Raw genomic sequence first — 16,786 nt, 5'->3', positions numbered from 1 at the left:
GCGGGGACGAATTTCATGGCCGGGACCAAATCGCTGGGGGAACTTGGCCTGACCGCACAGGGCGGGCGCGAGGCGCGCGTCACCGGCCTTTCCGTCGACAGCCGTCAGGTGAAGGAGGGGCACCTTTTTGCGGCCCTTCCCGGCAGCCGGATGCATGGTGCTGAATTCATTCAATATGCCCTGCGCATGGGGGCGGGCGCGATCCTGACCGACCGCGAGGGCGCGGAGATCGCCAAGGCGGAACTCGCGGCGTCCGACGCCGCGCTGATCGTGACCGAGGACCCGCGCCAGACGCTGGCCTATAGCGCCGCCCTTTGGTTCGAACGCCAGCCCGAAACCGTCGTTGCAGTCACCGGCACCTCGGGCAAGACCTCTGTCGCGACCTTCACCCGGCAGATCTGGCAGGCGCTTGGGCGGGTTTCCGCCAATCTCGGTACGATGGGGGTGATGGGCGATTTCACCGCGCCACTCGCGCACACGACGCCCGAACCGATCACGCTGCACCGCGTATTGCGTGAGATGGCCGATGCCGGTGTCACCCATGCGGCGATGGAGGCGTCGTCCCATGGGCTTGATCAGGGGCGGCTCGACGGGGTGCGGCTGGATGCGGCGGCGTTCACCAATTTCAGTCAGGACCACCTCGACTACCACGCCAATTTTGACGACTATTTCGCCGCCAAGGCAGGGCTTTTCGCCCGTGTCCTGCCCGAAGAGGGCACGGCGGTCATCAATATCGACGAAGCGCGCGGCCGGGAAATGGCCGAGATCGCGCGCCATCGCGGCCAGCGCCTGCTGACCGTGGGCCGCAATCCCGTTGCCGACCTGTGCATCACCTCGCAGCGCTTTGATGCGACCGGTCAGGACCTGCGTTTCACCTTTGACGGCAAGCCGCATCTGGTGCGTCTGGCCCTGATCGGCGGCTTTCAGGCCGAGAATGTGCTGGCCGCTGCCGGTCTCGTCATGGCCGCGGGGGAGGAGCCGGAGGCCGTCTTCGGGACGCTCCCCGGCCTTGTCACCGTGCGGGGGCGGATGGAGCTTGCCGCCAAGCGCGACAATGGCGCGACGGTCTTTGTCGATTATTCGCACAAGCCGGGCGCACTCGCCTCGGCCCTGCAATCGCTCCGCCCGCATGTCATGGGCCGCATCGTTGTGGTGTTCGGCGCGGGCGGCGACCGCGATCGGTTGAAGCGTCCACTGATGGGCGAGGCGGCGGCGGCCTTTGCGGATGTGGTCATCGTCACCGATGACAATCCCAGAACCGAAGACCCCGCCGCGATCCGCGCCGAGGTGATGGCGGGCTGCCCCGAGGCGACCGAGGTCGGCGACCGGGCCGAGGCGATCCTGCGCGGGGTAGATGCGCTGCAACCGGGTGACGCGCTCTTGATCGCGGGCAAGGGCCATGAGACGGGGCAGATCGTCGGCAGCGATATCTATCCCTTCGACGATGCCGAACAGGCATCGGTCGCGGTTGCCGCTTTGGAGGGCCGTATCTGATGGGCGCGCTCTGGACATCGGCCGAGGCGGAGGCCGCCACCGGCGGTCGGACGACGACAGCGTTCGAGGCGATGGGAATCTCCATTGATACGCGCTCGATCCAGCCGGGCGACCTCTTTGTCGCGCTGAAAGATGTGCGCGACGGCCATGATTTCGCCGCCGATGCGCTGAAGAAAGGTGCGGCGGGCGCGCTGGTGTCGCATATCCCGGATGGGTGCTCGGACACCGATCCCCTGCTGATCGTGCCGGATGTTCTGGAAGCGCTGACCGCGCTCGGCGCGGCGGGGCGGGCGCGGACCCGGGCGCGGGTGATCGCGGTCACGGGGTCCGTGGGCAAGACCTCCACCAAGGAAATGCTGCGCGCGGTGCTGGCGGGGCAGGGCAGCGTCCATGCCGCCGAGGCGAGTTTCAACAACCACTGGGGCGTGCCGATCACGCTGGCGCGGATGCCTCAAGACGCCGATTTCGCGGTGATCGAGATCGGCATGAACCATCCCGGCGAAATTGCACCCCTTGCCCGCCTTGCGCGGCCGCATGTGGCGATGATCACCACGGTCGCGCCCGCCCATCTGGAGGCGTTCGAGAATATCGAGGGCATCGCCCGCGAAAAGGGCGCGATCTTTGAAGGGCTGGAGCCGGACGGCGTGGCCGTGATCCCGACCGGCCTTCACGTGACGCCGATCCTTGCCGATGCCGCCGCCAGGGCCGCCCGTGTGATCACGTTTGGCCCGGCGAAGGACAGCGACTACCGGCTGGACGAGGTCAAGCTGGCGCAGGATACGACCATCGTGCGGGCCACAAGGGGTGGCGAGCCTGTGCTCTTCAAGGTCCAGACGGCGGGACGCCATTTTGCCGCCAATGCGCTGGGCGTTCTGGCGGTGGCCGATGCCATTGGTGCGGACCCTGCTGTTGCGGCCTGCGATATCGGCCAGTGGCGCCCGCCAGCAGGCCGGGGCCAGCGCGAGCGCATCTATCTCGATATCGTCGATGAGGCGCTGAGCTTCGATCTGATCGATGACGCCTTCAACGCCAACCCCGCCTCCATGGCCGCCGCCTTGGAGGTTCTCGCTGTCACAGAACCCCGTGACGGGATCGGCCGTAAACTCGAAGGCCGCCGCATCGCTGTTCTGGGTGACATGCTGGAGCTTGGCCCGGATGAGGGCGCTCTGCATGAGGCGGTGGCGGACCATCCGGCAATGGCGCGGTTTCACGTTGTTCATTGCGTCGGGCCAAGGATGCGCGCGCTCTGGCAGAAGCTACCGGAACGCCAGCGCGGCGAATGGTTTGACCGCGCCGGGGAACTGGCCGAGCGTGCCCATCATTTGGCGGATGCCGGTGATGTGGTGCTGGTGAAGGGATCAAAAGGATCGAAGGTAAGCCTTGTGGTTGACGCGCTCAGAAAGCTCGGGCAGCCGGGTGCGGGCGAGACACGGGGGACTGAATAGATGCTGTATTGGCTTTCCGGACTGGCCGAAGGCGGCGATGTCTTCAACCTTTTCCGCTACATCACCTTCCGCGCGGGGGCGGCGTTTTTCACGGCTCTGGTATTTGGCTTTCTCTTCGGCCAACCGCTGATCAACTTATTGCGCCGCAAGCAGAAAAAGGGTCAGCCGATCCGCGATGACGGACCGCAGAGCCACTTTTCCAAGGCCGGGACGCCGACGATGGGGGGCTTGCTGATCCTCTCGGCGATCCTTGTGGCGACGCTGCTCTGGGCCCGGCTCGACAATCCCTATATCTGGATCGTGCTATTTGTGACCTATGCCTATGGGCTGATCGGCTTCGCCGACGATTATGCCAAGGTGACGAAACAGAACACCAAGGGCGTGTCGTCGCGGATGCGGCTGTTGCTGGGTTTGGTGATCGCGGCCCTTGCGGGCGCGATGGCGGCTTATGTCCATCCGGCCAATCTGACCAATCAGTTGGCCTTCCCGGTCTTCAAGGACGCGCTCTTGAACCTTGGCTATTTCTTCGTACCCTTCGCGATGATCGTCATCGTCGGCGCGGCCAATGCCGTGAACCTGACCGACGGGCTCGACGGTCTTGCGGTGATGCCGGTGATGATCGCGGCGGCGACGCTTGGGGTCATCGCCTATGCGGTCGGCCGGACCGACTTCACGAACTATCTCGGCGTTCATTATGTGCCCGGCACGGGTGAGATCCTGATCTTTACCGCGGCGCTCATCGGCGGCGGGCTCGGTTTTCTCTGGTACAACGCGCCGCCGGCGGCGGTCTTCATGGGCGATACCGGTTCGCTGGCTCTGGGCGGCGCGCTGGGTGCCATCGCGGTCGCGACCAAGCATGAGATCGTGCTGGCGATCGTCGGCGGATTGTTCGTGGTGGAGGCGCTCAGCGTCATCATCCAGGTCGCCTATTTCAAGCGCACCGGCCGAAGGGTCTTCCTGATGGCGCCGATACACCATCATTTCGAGAAGAAGGGCTGGGCCGAGCCGCAGATCGTCATCCGCTTCTGGATCATTTCGCTGATCCTCGCGCTGATCGGACTGGCGACGCTTAAGCTGCGCTGATGCGCGAGGCGGACCTCTACGCGCCGGTGAAGGCGCATCTGGAGGCGCAGGGCTATGAGGTCAAGGCCGAGATCGGCGAGTGCGATGTGCTGGCCCGGAGGGGCGAGGAACCTCCCGTTGTGGTCGAACTAAAGCTGACCTTTTCGCTGGCGCTCGTGATGCAGGGCGTGGCGCGGCAGGCGATGTTCGATCATGTCTATCTGGCGGTGCCGGTTTCATCCGAACGGGGCTGGAAGCTGCGCTACAGGGATATCATCCGGCTTTGCCGCCGGCTTGGCCTCGGGCTTCTGGCGGTAAAGCATGGCGGGGTCGAGGCCCATCTCGATCCCGGACCCTATCAGCCGCGCCGGAATGCCCGAAAGGCGGGCCGCCTGATCCGCGAATTCGACCATCGGGTCGGCGATCCGAATACCGGCGGCACCACGGGCGTCAAGCGCATGACCGCCTACCGGCAGGACGCGCTGCGTTGTGCGGCGCATCTGGCTGCCCACGGACCCTGCAAGGCCGCCTCGGTTGCGCAGGCGACGGGCGTCGCCCGGGCCGGGCAGATGTTTCGGGCCGATCACTACGGCTGGTTTGAACGGGTGGAACGCGGGGTCTACAGGCTGACGCCCAAAGGGGCTGTCGAGGCGGTGGAGGAGTCGCGCGGTCGGGCCTAACCAGCCTCTGCCGGTACCGGGGTGCCGGTTACTGCGTGACCGGTCTCATGCGCAAGGACTGACCAATGCGCGAAGGCTTCGGTCCGGAAAAGCTTTCGCACCAAGACCGCGCCGAGAATGATCACGGTCGCGCTCAGGAGCGGCGACATGGCCAGTTTCAGCCCGAACTCCGGAACACCATAGGCCGCCAATGCCACGCCGAGCCGCGAAATCGCCGCCGCCTCGATCATTGTACGTAGGGCGGGTAACAGAAGACTGACGATGGTCGCGGTGGTACCGATGAACGCAGCGTAGAAGAGACCGGTGAAAATCGGCATCGGCATGCCCATGACTATCACGTCGTAGCGCATATACATGACGAAGCCCGCGAGGAAGGACAGGCCGATCACGAAGCGCAAAAGCCGCGTTTCGCGGCGCAGGCGCCTGGCAAAACGGGTCAAAAGAGAGGGTGTCGCTGACATTTCCATAGGATGAGCGTGTCTGCTAAATAAAGCATTAATGCGGCCAAGCTGGCGCAAAACCGTGGCCGTGCCGGTAAATGGCGCGGCAGATGATCGAGGACACCTCCATGACCAGACCCTCCCGTCCGACCGCGCTTGTCACCGGCGGCAATCGCGGCATTGGTCGCGCCATCGCGGCGGGCCTGACCGCGACGGGTTGTGCGGTGACGATCGGGGCGCGGGATGCAGAGGCTGGTCGCAAGGCGGCCGCGGAAATAGGCTGCGGTTTCCTGCCTCTCGATCTGGCCGATCCGGAGAGCTATTTTACAGCGATGACCGGGGCAGGCGGCTTTGACATCCTCGTCAACAATGCCGGTATCCTCAGCGGCGCCTCGCTGCTGAGCCCCAAGAGCGATTTCGACGATGCGATGCAGGTGATGGTGTCGGCACCTCTCGACCTGATCCGGCTCAACCTGCCGCATTGGCGAGAGACCGGCTGGGGCCGGATCGTGAACCTGTCGTCTGATTGGGGCAGTTTCGGCCATGGCCTTGCCGGGCCGGGCGCTTATGGCGTTGCCAAGGCGGCCCTGAACGCGTTGACGAAAGCACTGCCGCGCGACCTGCCCGCGGGCGTCAAGGTCAATGCGATGTGCCCGGGATGGGTCAGAACCCGCATGGGCGGAGAAGGTGCCAACCGCAGCCCCGAAGAAGGCGCCGACACCGCGATCTGGCTGGCGCTCCTGCCTGAAGACGGGCCGACGGGCGGGTTCTTCCGCGACCGTCAACCCTTCGATTGGTAACTCAGATGATCCATTCCGGGTCGCGCAGGTGTTAGTTGTGTCGGCCACTTTGATCCAATTGGATCATGAAACGGTGTTCCTCTGCGCTATCCTTGGTCCTTATATTGTTGAACTGCATTAGAGGGGATGGCCATGAAGCGCACAATCTTGTCGGCGATGGCAGTCGGGGTCCTGTGTATGTCCCCCGCCCACAGCGAGGCGATGAAACGGATCAAGACAGAGGCCGATTATCGCGCCCTGATCGTGGGCAACACCTTTGGAAACGAAAAGGGCGACTGGGTGACCGTGAATGCCGATGGTTCGATGAACGGCCAGTTCGGCGGCAAGGAATTTTCCGGGAAATGGCTTTGGAAGGGCAGCTACTGGTGTCGCAACGGCGTTCTCGGCGGGCAGGAAATCGGCTCGGACTGCCAGGTGGTTGAGTTTGACGGCCGCACGTTGCGGAACGTCCGCAAGAAGGGCAAGGGCGATACCGCGTTGTTCACTTTGAAATAAGGTCTGCCCTGGCCTGTTTGGGGGACCTGCCAGTGAAATGCAGGAGGCAATCGGACGCCCCCTGCGTCACCGCGTTTTAGCCGATCGACACCAATTCGATGTCGAAGTTCAGGTCTTTCCCCGCGAGCGGATGATTGGCGTCGAGCGTGACCGTCTCGGCGGTAACCTCTGCCACGATGACCTGCATCGCTTGTCCGTCCGGTGTGCGCATCTGCAGGGCGGTCCCGATTTCGAGCGGGATGTCGGCGGGAATCTGGTCGCGCGGGATGGCCTGACGGGCATCGGGATTGTGCGCGCCGTAAGCCTCCGTCGCCGGAACCGGCACCGACTTTTTGTCGCCCACCGCCATGCCCGGCAGCGCCTTGTCGAGGCCGGGGATGATCTGGCCGGAGCCCACAGTGAATTCCAGTGGATCGCGCCCTTCTGAACTGTCGAACTGAGTGCCGTCGTTCAGCGTGCCGCGATAGTGAATGCTTACCTTATCGCCCGTCTTTACCTGGGTCATGGCGTCCTTTCGGGATGGGGGATGAATTCTGAGGCCGCGTCTCTCGCGGGTGCTCTCGTGGCCCGACCCTAGACCGGATGGGCGCGGGGGTAAAGCCGGGGTCCTTGCGGGCGCGCGGGGGGCAGGGCATTGTCGCGGGCGCGAAGGATATGGGGGCAGCATGATTCCGGTCAGGGGCTATGAGGGCAGGAAGGTCGCGGTGCTGGGCCTGGGCCGGTCGGGGCTTGCAACCGCGCGGGCGCTGATCGCGGGCGGTGCCGAACCCTGCCTCTGGGACGACAGCCCCGAGGCGCGCGCCAATGCCGAGGCGGCAGGCTATTCGTTGACCGACCTGACGCGCGGCAATGCCTGGGATGAGGTGGCTACACTCATCGTTTCCCCCGGTATCCCGCATCTCTACCCCGAACCCAACAAGCTGATTGCCCGCGCGATGGCGGCGGGGGTGCCGGTTGATAACGATATCGGGCTTTTCTTCCGGTCATGGTCCACACCCGACTGGGACGATATGGATCAGGTGCCGAAGGTGATCGCGGTGACCGGATCGAACGGCAAGTCGACGACGACGGCGCTCATCCACCACATTCTTCAGGTCGCGGGACGGCCCACCCAGATGGCGGGCAATATTGGGCGGGGCGTGCTAGATATCGAGCCCGCGCAGGATGGCGAGGTCGTGGTGCTGGAACTTTCATCCTACCAGACCGAACTCGCGCGCGCGATGACGCCGGATATCGCTGTCTTCACCAACCTTTCGCCTGACCATCTCGACCGCCACGGCGGCCACGGCGGTTATTTCGCCGCCAAGCGCAGGCTTTTCGCCGAGGGCGGACCCGACCGCGCGGTGATCGGCGTTGATGAGGTCGAGGGACGGTTTCTGGCCAACCAGCTGGCGCAGGGCGTGGGCGATGACCGGGTGATCCGGATTTCTTCGGGGGTGAAGCTGGAAGGGCCGGGCTGGTCGGTCTTTGCCCGCAAGGGGTTTCTCGCGGAATGGCGCAAGGGGCGGCAGGTCGCCTCCATCGACCTGCGCGAGGTCCGTGGGCTGCCCGGCGCGCACAATCACCAGAATGCCTGCGCCGCCTATGCCGCCACTCGCACGCTTGGCCTCGCGCCGAAGCTGATCGAAGAGGCGCTGCATTCCTTCGAAGGCCTGCCGCATCGCAGCCAGCTTGTCGGCGAACGGGACGGGGTTCGGTTCGTGAACGACAGCAAGGCCACCAATGTCGATAGCGCGGCCAAGGCATTGCAGGCCTTTCCGAAGATCCGCTGGATTGCCGGGGGGCTGGGCAAGGATGGCGGGATCGCGAGCCTGAAACCGCATCTGGGTTCGGTCGTGAAGGCCTATCTTATCGGCCATTCGGCGCGGGATTTCGCGCTGGAACTGGGCGACACGCCGCATGAGATCTGCGAAACGATGGAGAGCGCCGTGGCGCGCGCGGCGGAAGAGGCCGAGGCGGGTGACGTCGTGCTGCTTGCCCCGGCAGCGGCCTCGTTCGACCAGTATCCCAATTTCGAAAAACGCGGCGAGGATTTTGCGGCCCGGGTGCGGGCTCTGATCGGGTAGTTTCCGCAGCCGTTATCCGGAATTGTTGCGCGTGACCCCACAGTTCCGTTCGCTAGCGCGCATTGCGTCCGAACATGGTTCAATGCCACGCAATATTCGCGCTTCCGCCGGGAAATGGTCTCAAATGACGTGAAGTCAGGATCATCCGGCCCCAGTGAAGTGCCGCGGGGCCCTCATGTGGAGGCCATGTCATGCCGAAACCTTCCGGTGCAGGTGGTGGGAAGAATGCAACCCCGACGCCGCCAGCAGGCGCCATCGTCGGAACGTCGGGTGACGATCTCATCAGTGATGTGACCTCTCCGGCCTCGACCGCCGGTAACGACGTGATCTGGAGTCTTGAGGGCAATGACGAGGTTCATGGCGGCGACGGCAACGATACGATCGAGGGCGGTGCCGGCGACGACACGATCTATGGCGGTGCGGGCAATGACGTCATCAATGGCGGCGATGGCAGCGATGTGATCATCGCGGGCGCGGGCAGCGACACGATAGATGGCGGCACCGGTGGCGGCGTCGATGCGGTGATCTATTACGGCGAGGTTGGTGTCGATTACGACTACACGATCCAGACGACGACCGTCGGAAAGGGTAAGAACGCGCAAACTGTGGTGACGGGCTTTACTGTGACCGCGCTCGACGGGTCGGGCGATGTCGATATCATCACCAATGTCGATGAGTTGATCTTCGTCGAACTGCCATCGGCGGGTGATATCATCACCCAAGGCGACTTCGATCTGGTGGCCTTCGACAGCACGGTGACGCTCGATCCGCTGGCCAACGACTATCTGGAAGGCGGACAGCCGGGGGCCGGGCTGACACTGTCGGCGATCCTCGATGTGCAGATCGACCTCGATCAGGACGGGATCAACGATGTCGATCTGATCCCGGACGGCCAGCCTCTGTCCTACTACACCGGTGGCGGGCTTTTGAATGACGGGTCAATCCTGACGCTCAATCCCGACGGCACGCTGACCTGGGACCCGAACGGCGTTTACGACACAGGGGGCGGCACCACTCCGGTCGTGCAGTTCTGGTATGAGGCCACCGACGGTGCGGGCAATTTCGCCTATGGCGATGTAACCTTCCAGGTGACCTATCCCGCGCCAGTGGGCGATATCCAGTTCGAAGACATGACCAGCGTCTACGACCCGATCACGGCGGCGATCACCGGCATCTGGATCTATCAGGACGGGCCGAACGGCCAGTATTGGATCAGCCAGCTTTCCTCGGCAACGAACTATTTCGAGGAGCGCGACGCAGGGGCGGCGAGCTTCGATTATGACGGCGACGGCGACGACGAATTCCGCGTCTGGACCGATCCGAACGGTGACACGCATGAAATGAATGTCACCCATCAGGACCACTCGCCCTTCGATCTCGGCGGCTTCACCATGACCGGCTTCGACCCGGGTGAAACGGCGACCATCGTCTTCTCGGATGTCAATGGCAATGCGGTCGGGCAGGTGACGGTCACATCCGCCGATCTCGATGCGAATGGCGTCCTGAGCTTTACCAACGCCACCGATGTGATCCAGTTCAGCGTGATCGCCGGGGCGGGGGACGAGTTCTACCTCGACGATATCTTCCTTCTGTAAGCGCAATCTGCCTGATTGCTGCCGCCGATCCGCTTACGGCTTGACCGGCGTGTCAGGGGAATTTTCGTGCTTTGAAAATGCGCGGAAATTCCGCCTATTGCCCTTCTTTCACTGGCACTGAGGCGCGATCTTCGTTACACTTCCTGTCAGACCCGGCAAACGGGCGGTTCGAGGCAGTGAAAGCGGTATCCCATGACTGAGATGGTCTATGGCTCCATCCCCGCACGGGCAGGTGAGCCAGTTCTTCCCCGCTGGTGGCGCACAATCGACAAATGGTCGCTCTCCGGGGTGATGGTGCTTTTCGGCATCGGGCTGCTTCTTGGCCTCGCCGCCTCGGTGCCGCTCGCGGAAAAGAACGGACTCGATCCTTTCTACTATGTGACGCGGCAGGGCTTTTTTGGGGTCATGGCTTTGGCCGCGATGATGTTCACCTCGATGATGTCGCCCGATCTTGTGCGGCGCCTCGGGGTCATCGGATTTCTGCTGGCCTTCGTGGCGCTGATGCTGCTGCCGGTTTTCGGCACCGATTTCGGCAAAGGCGCTACACGCTGGTATTCGCTGGGCTTCGCCAGCTTCCAGCCGTCCGAGTTCCTCAAGCCCGGTTTCGTGATAATCTCCGCCTGGCTTATGGCGGCCGCGCAAGAGATCAACGGCCCCCCGGGGCGGCTTTATTCTTTCGTCCTGACCATCGTCATCGTCCTCTTCCTCGCACTTCAGCCCGATTTCGGGCAGGCCTGCCTGATCCTCTTCGCCTGGGGTGTGATGTATTTCGTGGCGGGCGCGCCGATAACGCTTCTCACCGTGATCGGCGGGCTGGTCGTGGCGGGCGGCATCTTTGCCTATGATGTCTCGGAGCATTTCGCCCGCCGCATCGACGGGTTCCTCGCGGCCGATATCGACCCTAGAACCCAGATCGGATACGCCACCAACGCCATTCAGGAAGGCGGCTTCTTCGGTGTCGGCGTCGGCGAGGGCACTGTCAAATGGTCGCTTCCTGACGCCCATACGGATTTCATCATCGCGGTCGCGGCCGAGGAATACGGGCTTGTCCTCGTCCTCGTCATCATTGCGCTTTACGGCGCGATCACGGCGCGGTCGCTCTTCCGTCTGATGCGGGAACGTGACCCGTTCATCCGGCTTGCGGGCACGGGGCTTGCCTGTGCTTTCGGGGTGCAGGCGCTGATCAATATGGGCGTGGCGGTGCGGCTTCTGCCCGCCAAGGGGATGACGCTGCCTTTCGTGAGCTACGGTGGATCATCGGTCATCGCGAGCGGTATCGCGGTCGGCATGCTTCTGGCCTTCACCCGTGCGCGGCCGCAAGGCAAGATCGGTGATTACCTGATCAAACGGGGGCGCTGATGGCGGCGCCCCTGCTTCTCATTGCAGCCGGGGGGACCGGCGGGCATATGTTTCCGGCACAGGCCTTGGCTGAGGCGATGCTGAGCCGTGGCTGGCGGGTGAAGCTGTCCACCGACGAACGCGGCGCGCGGTATGCGGGCGGCTATCCGAAAGAGGTGACGGTCGAGACGGTGACCGCAGCGACCTTCGCGCGAGGCGGTTTTGCCGCGAAACTTGCCGTGCCGTTCCGGATCGCGGGCGGGGTTCTGGGCGCAATCCTCGGCATGATGCGCGACAAGCCCGACGCGGTGATCGGGTTCGGCGGTTATCCGACGATCCCGGCCCTTGCAGCCGCTGTCGCCTTGCGCATCCCGCGAATGATCCACGAACAGAATGGTATCCTCGGCCGCGTGAACCAGCTTTTCGCCAAGCGCGTGCGCTGGGTGGCCTGCGGCACCTGGCCGACGACCCTGCCTCAAGGGGTCGAGGGTCATCACACCGGCAATCCCGTCCGCAAGGCCGTGCTTGATCGCGCCGGGGCCCCCTATATCCCGCCCGGCGACTACCCGATGAGCGTCGTCGTGATCGGCGGGTCTCAGGGCGCACGTATCCTCTCAGACCGCGTGCCATCGGCGATGGCCGTGTTGCCGGAGGCGCTCAGGGGCAACATCCGTGTCGCGCATCAGGCCCGGCCCGAGGATGTCGACCGCGTCGTTGCCGCTTATGCCGAAGCGGGCATCCGCGCCGATGTGCGCCCCTTCTTCGACGACGTGCCGCGCCGTTTTTCCGAGGCGCAGCTGATCATTTCCCGCGCGGGTGCTTCATCGGTTGCCGATATCTCGATCATCGGCCGCCCGTCGATCCTCGTCCCCTTCGCCGCGGCTGCGGGCGATCACCAGACCGCGAATGCCCATGGGCTGGTGGAGGCCGAGGCCGCGATCCTGATTCCGGAATCCCGGCTTGACGCCGCCACGCTGGCAGGCCATGTCGCCACGGTTCTGGAAAACCCCGCCGCCGCGACCCGCATGGCCAAGGCGGCCCTTGCCTATGGCATCCCTGACGCCACCGACCGCCTTGTCCAGATGGTCAAGGCCCTGCCCGTGAAAGAGACGACATGAACGCCGCCGCAACCAAACTGCCCGGAGAGTTGGGCCCCATCCACTTCGTCGGTATCGGCGGTATCGGCATGTCAGGCATCGCCGAGGTTCTGATGACCTTAGGCTACCGGGTGCAGGGATCGGATGCGAAGGCCTCGAAGATCACCGAACGGCTGGTCAAGCTGGGCGCGACCTTCTTCGAAGGTCAGAAGGCCGAAAATATCGGCGAGGCGGCGGTTGTCGTGATCTCTTCGGCGATCAAGAAGGGCAATCCCGAGCTTGAAGAGGCCCGCAAGCGCGGCCTGCCCGTGGTGCGACGGGCCGAGATGCTGGCCGAACTCATGCGCATGCGCTCTAACGTCGCCATCGGTGGGACGCATGGCAAGACGACCACGACGACCATGGTGGCGACCCTGCTCGACAAGGGCGGTTTTGACCCGACCGTGATCAATGGCGGCATCATCCATGCCTATGGCTCCAACGCCCGTGCAGGCGCCGGGGAATGGATGGTGGTCGAGGCCGACGAAAGTGACGGCAGCTTCAACCGCCTTCCCGCGACCATCGCCATCGTCACCAATATCGACCCCGAGCATATGGAGCATTGGGGCGATTTCGATAAGCTTCGGCAGGGGTTTTACGACTTCGTCTCCAACATCCCTTTCTACGGCGCCGCCGTCTGCTGCACCGATCACCCCGAGGTTCAGACGCTGGTGGGCCGCGTCACAGACCGGCGGGTCATCACGTTTGGCTTCAATGCGCAGGCCGATGTCCGCGCCGTGAACCTGCGCTACGAGGCTGGCGTGGCCCATTTCGACGTGGCGTTGCAGGGGGAAGGCGAGGACGCGGTGATCGAGGGCTGCACCCTGCCGATGCCCGGGGATCACAATGTTTCCAATGCCTTGGCCGCCGTCGCCGTGGCCCGGCATCTGGGCATGAAGAAGGATGAGATCCGTGAGGCTCTGGCCAATTTCGGCGGCGTCAATCGGCGCTTCACCAAGGTTGGCGAGGTCCTTGGCGGGGTCACGATCATCGACGATTACGGCCACCACCCGGTGGAGATCGCGGCCGTCCTGAAGGCTGCGAGACAGGCCACCAAGGGCCGGGTCATCGCCGTCCACCAGCCCCATCGCTACACCAGATTGTCCAGTCTTTTCGAGGACTTCTGCACCTGCTTCAACGAGGCCGACGTGGTCGCCATCGCCGAGGTCTACGCCGCGGGCGAGGACCCGATCCCGGGGGCGAGCCGCGACGATCTGGTCGCGGGTCTCATCGCCCATGGCCACCGCCATGCCCGCGCGATCGTCAGCGAGGACGATCTGGAGCGGCTGGTGCGGGAACAGGCGAAACCGGGCGACATGGTGGTCTGCCTCGGCGCGGGCACGATCTCGGCCTGGGCCAATGCGCTGCCCGCCCGGTTCGGAGGCTAAGCCATTGGCAAAACGGCAGAAACATATGATCCGGGGCAGGGGCTGGCGATGAACCTGTCGATCACCCTCGCCTGTCTCTGGGCCGTCACGGCAACCCTGATCGCCATGCTTCCCTCACGCGACCACCACTGGCGCGCGGCCTATGTGCTGATCGCTTTGGGCATCCCGATCCTTGGCTATGTGACCTATCAGAACGGACCATGGCTGGGCCTGATCGTTCTGGCCGCAGGCGCCTCGATCCTGCGCTGGCCGCTCATCTATCTCTGGCGCTGGGCGAGGGGAAGACGGGCGCGCTGAGTCTGTCGGCACAGCGTCTGCCAACTGTCGGCAAAACGTATGTCAAGCGTCTGGCATCCGTCCCGACACTTAGCCTTGCGGGGTGAGGTGGTTTGGGTCAGCTTGAGGGCATGGTGAAGGCGTCTGAGATACGAGACTGGGAGAGTTTGACTGGGTGGCTGAACGCCGCTCCGTTCGAAGTGAAGTTCATGATCCTCGCCCGCGCGGTGCTCCGTTTTCTCCCGGCACTGTTGGAGCGGCCTGTAGACCTTTCCAAAAGTTGGGACATAACGACCTTCCCTGTTTTGAGAGCGGGACTCCTCCTCGACTACGCGGTCAAGACGCGTTTGACCGGACTCGATTATTCAGGGCTGGGTCCAGTCTTAGAAGCCTGTCGGAAGGTGCAATCGGATTTTTACGCCGGATATGAAAACGGCGAGAACTCCAAATGGGCTTCGTATTCCTCGCAAGCGATGCTTGGGGTGGTAGAGGCACTCAACGAACATGCTTTCGGTAGGGCGACGGCAGCCGAAAAACTCGAACATGCTTACGACAGATATTGGGCGGCGTTCGGGCAATCGGATCTTGGGGAGGATTATCTCGACAATGAAATTGCCAGGGACGCCGTGGCCATTGAAGGCAAACGCGGATTTGGGCCGCTCTGGAACCGGACCACGCATCTCGAAAGAATATGGGAGAGTGTAAAAGAAAAATGGGTTGGGTCCGGACATGATTGGGCCTTCTGGATAAGCTGGTGGGATGGGGTTCTGTCCGGTCAGCAGGTTGACTGGGAGTTGCAGCGGCAGGTCACGGAGATTTCGGAGGATATCTGGCAGTTGGGGCCGGATGCGGTGGCGGCGGAAATCGCGAGGCTTGAAAAAGTCGCCGTCGCCGGGGGCGCGGAGGCTGCAAATGAAAAAGCGCGACCCAATCTTTCTGCGCTTCAGCGCAATGCACATGCGGTCCGGCTGCAACTCGAGGCACTTCTCTTTTTTGTCGAGGAGGAGATCGAACGGCTGAGGGGTCAGAACAGTCTGTCAAGCCGTGAGCGCGATGCTTTGACACTGCGTCTTGAGATGCTCGGGAAGATCGTTGAGGCGGTCAAGCTCATGCGTGAGGCGTTCGAGGAGGAAGCGCCCCGCCAGAATGCGCTGGTCGTTGTCGAGGCACAGCTTCCAGCCGTTGTTGAGGCGGCTGACAAGGCTGTGACACAGGGGGAAGCGCCTGAGGTTAGTGCGGCGATTGTGTCGATGGCATCGGCCATCAAGTATCTGACCGACGCTGGGACGCCGGGAAACTACGCGACCGGTATTGCCTTTGCCGACACCTGCATGCGCAAGATTAAGGGATGGTTGAAGAGCAAGTGATGCCCCGCCCGGCGGCAACGCCGGGCAGAGCCCGACCCTCCCCCCCGGGGGAGGGCGCTTCTCGCCCACCCCGAGGGTCGGGCGCTGTCCTTCCTGCTCTATATGCGGGAGAGCCCCCACCCCCATCCCCTCCCCACGAGGGGGAGGGGAGATGCGAGACGGTTAGGTTGGCGCGCGATTGTGGTGCGGTTTCTTGTGGGGCGTTCCTCGGGAGAGGCTTGCTCCGATCGCCCTGCCGGATTAACCGTCACCTCATGACCGTGACCCTTCCCTGCCCCCGGGGGGCTTTGACCCCTGACCGGCCTTTGGCCGATCTGACCTGGCTGCGCGTTGGCGGGCCGGCGGAGTGGCTCTTTCAGCCTGCCGATCTCGACGACCTCTGCGCCTTCCTTGCGGCCCTGCCTGCGGATGTGCCGGTCTTTCCGATGGGGGTCGGTTCGAACCTGATCGTGCGCGATGGCGGCATTCGGGGCGTGGTGATCCGGCTGGGGCGCGGGTTCAACGGGATCAGCATCGACGGCAACCGGGTGACAGCGGGGGCGGCGGCCCTGGATGCCCATGTCGCGCGGAAGGCGGCCGAGGCGGGGGTGGACCTGACCTTCCTGCGGACCATTCCCGGCGCCATCGGCGGGGCGGTCCGGATGAATGCGGGCTGTTACGGGTCTTACACCGCCGATCACTTCGTTCAGGCGACGGTGGTGATGCGGGACGGGACCGTGCGGACGGTCACGAAGGATGAGATGGGCTTTGCCTATCGTTCGTCGTCCTTGCCCGAGGGGGCCATCGTCACCGAGGCGGTGTTCGAAGGGCCCTTGGCCGATCCGGCGGAACTGGCCGCGCGGATGGAGGAGCAATTGGCCAAGCGCGACGCGACCCAGCCGGTCAAGGACCGCTCGGCAGGCTCCACCTTCCGCAATCCGGCGGGGTTTTCGTCGACCGGCAAGGCGGATGATGTGCATGACCTCAAGGCCTGGAAGCTGATCGACGCGGCCGGGATGCGGGGCGCGCGGCGGGGCGGCGCGCAGATGAGCGAGAAGCATCCGAACTTCCTGATCAACACCGGCGGCGCGACGGCTGCAGACCTTGAAGGATTGGGCGAAGAGGTCAGAAAAAGGGTTTTCAAAAACAGCGGTTTGACATTAGAGTGGGAAATCATGCGCGTGGGCGTAGCATCGCCCGAGGCAGACGCGTAGAAACCATAAGA

Annotated in this window: 16 protein-coding genes; 14 read left to right on the top strand and 2 right to left on the bottom strand. The window is 63.8% G+C overall.

Annotated features, from left to right (window positions below):
* Positions 1-15 precede the first annotated feature (15 nt).
* From OEZ71_RS03885 to OEZ71_RS03870, 4 genes are read left to right on the top strand one after another with little or no spacing between them, the layout of a single operon-like run.
* Positions 16-1,494, top strand: a complete 1,479-nt coding sequence (locus tag OEZ71_RS03885; protein WP_263738598.1) for a UDP-N-acetylmuramoyl-L-alanyl-D-glutamate--2,6-diaminopimelate ligase — start codon at positions 16-18, stop codon at positions 1,492-1,494.
* Complete coding sequence (locus OEZ71_RS03880; RefSeq protein WP_263738597.1) at positions 1,494-2,939, top strand: UDP-N-acetylmuramoyl-tripeptide--D-alanyl-D-alanine ligase; 1,446 nt, start codon at positions 1,494-1,496, stop codon at positions 2,937-2,939. Before OEZ71_RS03885 ends, OEZ71_RS03880 begins: the two co-directional genes overlap by 1 nt.
* Positions 2,940-4,022: a phospho-N-acetylmuramoyl-pentapeptide-transferase gene (mraY, locus tag OEZ71_RS03875; RefSeq protein ID WP_263738596.1), complete on the top strand. Its 1,083-nt coding sequence runs from the start codon at positions 2,940-2,942 to the stop codon at positions 4,020-4,022.
* Positions 4,019-4,681: a DUF2161 domain-containing phosphodiesterase gene (locus OEZ71_RS03870; protein WP_263739002.1), complete on the top strand. Its 663-nt coding sequence runs from the start codon at positions 4,019-4,021 to the stop codon at positions 4,679-4,681. Before mraY ends, OEZ71_RS03870 begins: the two co-directional genes overlap by 4 nt.
* Here the strand turns inward: OEZ71_RS03870 and OEZ71_RS03865 are convergent.
* Positions 4,678-5,121, bottom strand: coding sequence for a hypothetical protein (locus OEZ71_RS03865; RefSeq protein WP_263738595.1), 444 nt, complete (start codon positions 5,119-5,121; stop codon positions 4,678-4,680). The two genes, OEZ71_RS03870 and OEZ71_RS03865, sit on opposite strands and share 4 nt — an antisense overlap.
* Before the next feature lie 128 nt (positions 5,122-5,249).
* Here OEZ71_RS03865 and OEZ71_RS03860 point away from each other — a divergent pair, with 128 nt between their 5' ends.
* Positions 5,250-5,921: an SDR family NAD(P)-dependent oxidoreductase gene (locus OEZ71_RS03860; protein WP_263738594.1), complete on the top strand. Its 672-nt coding sequence runs from the start codon at positions 5,250-5,252 to the stop codon at positions 5,919-5,921.
* Positions 5,922-6,053: 132 nt separating this feature from the next.
* Positions 6,054-6,416, top strand: a complete 363-nt coding sequence (locus OEZ71_RS03855) for a hypothetical protein (protein WP_263738593.1) — start codon at positions 6,054-6,056, stop codon at positions 6,414-6,416.
* A gap of 76 nt (positions 6,417-6,492) precedes the next feature.
* On the opposite strand, the gene OEZ71_RS03850 is transcribed toward OEZ71_RS03855, so the two are convergent.
* Positions 6,493-6,921: an FKBP-type peptidyl-prolyl cis-trans isomerase gene (locus OEZ71_RS03850; protein ID WP_263738592.1), complete on the bottom strand. Its 429-nt coding sequence runs from the start codon at positions 6,919-6,921 to the stop codon at positions 6,493-6,495.
* A 160-nt stretch (positions 6,922-7,081) separates the two neighbouring features.
* Between OEZ71_RS03850 and murD the strand changes: the two genes are divergently transcribed.
* The 8 genes from murD to murB all read left to right on the top strand — a co-directional run bounded on the left by murD (position 7,082) and on the right by murB (position 16,775).
* Positions 7,082-8,482, top strand: a complete 1,401-nt coding sequence (gene murD / locus OEZ71_RS03845) for a UDP-N-acetylmuramoyl-L-alanine--D-glutamate ligase (RefSeq protein ID WP_263738591.1) — start codon at positions 7,082-7,084, stop codon at positions 8,480-8,482.
* Positions 8,483-8,673: 191 nt separating this feature from the next.
* The gene (locus tag OEZ71_RS03840; protein ID WP_263738590.1) at positions 8,674-10,077 is read left to right on the top strand and encodes a hypothetical protein; all 1,404 of its coding nucleotides are present in this window, start codon (positions 8,674-8,676) and stop codon (positions 10,075-10,077) included.
* 192 nt (positions 10,078-10,269) lie between these two features.
* Positions 10,270-11,436, top strand: a complete 1,167-nt coding sequence (gene ftsW, locus OEZ71_RS03835) for a putative lipid II flippase FtsW (RefSeq protein ID WP_263738589.1) — start codon at positions 10,270-10,272, stop codon at positions 11,434-11,436.
* Positions 11,436-12,533: a UDP-N-acetylglucosamine--N-acetylmuramyl-(pentapeptide) pyrophosphoryl-undecaprenol N-acetylglucosamine transferase gene (locus OEZ71_RS03830; protein WP_263738588.1), complete on the top strand. Its 1,098-nt coding sequence runs from the start codon at positions 11,436-11,438 to the stop codon at positions 12,531-12,533. Before ftsW ends, OEZ71_RS03830 begins: the two co-directional genes overlap by 1 nt.
* Positions 12,530-13,939, top strand: a complete 1,410-nt coding sequence (gene murC, locus OEZ71_RS03825) for a UDP-N-acetylmuramate--L-alanine ligase (protein ID WP_263738587.1) — start codon at positions 12,530-12,532, stop codon at positions 13,937-13,939. The genes OEZ71_RS03830 and murC overlap by 4 nt, the downstream gene beginning before the upstream one ends.
* A 48-nt stretch (positions 13,940-13,987) precedes the next feature.
* Positions 13,988-14,236, top strand: a complete 249-nt coding sequence (locus OEZ71_RS03820; protein ID WP_263738586.1) for a DUF2484 family protein — start codon at positions 13,988-13,990, stop codon at positions 14,234-14,236.
* 188 nt (positions 14,237-14,424) lie between these two features.
* On the top strand, positions 14,425-15,582 hold the full coding sequence (locus OEZ71_RS03815) for a hypothetical protein (RefSeq protein ID WP_263738585.1): 1,158 nt from the start codon (positions 14,425-14,427) through the stop codon (positions 15,580-15,582).
* A 254-nt stretch (positions 15,583-15,836) separates the two neighbouring features.
* Positions 15,837-16,775 (top strand): UDP-N-acetylmuramate dehydrogenase, encoded by a 939-nt coding sequence (murB, locus tag OEZ71_RS03810; protein ID WP_263738584.1) that lies wholly within the window; start codon positions 15,837-15,839, stop codon positions 16,773-16,775.
* The last annotated feature ends 11 nt before the right edge of the window (positions 16,776-16,786 follow it).

Source organism: Albidovulum litorale, from assembly GCF_025751495.1.
Lineage (GTDB): Bacteria > Pseudomonadota > Alphaproteobacteria > Rhodobacterales > Rhodobacteraceae > Albidovulum > Albidovulum litorale.
The sequence above is the reverse complement of the archived record's forward strand: the minus strand, read 5'-3'. Positions and strand labels throughout refer to the sequence as shown.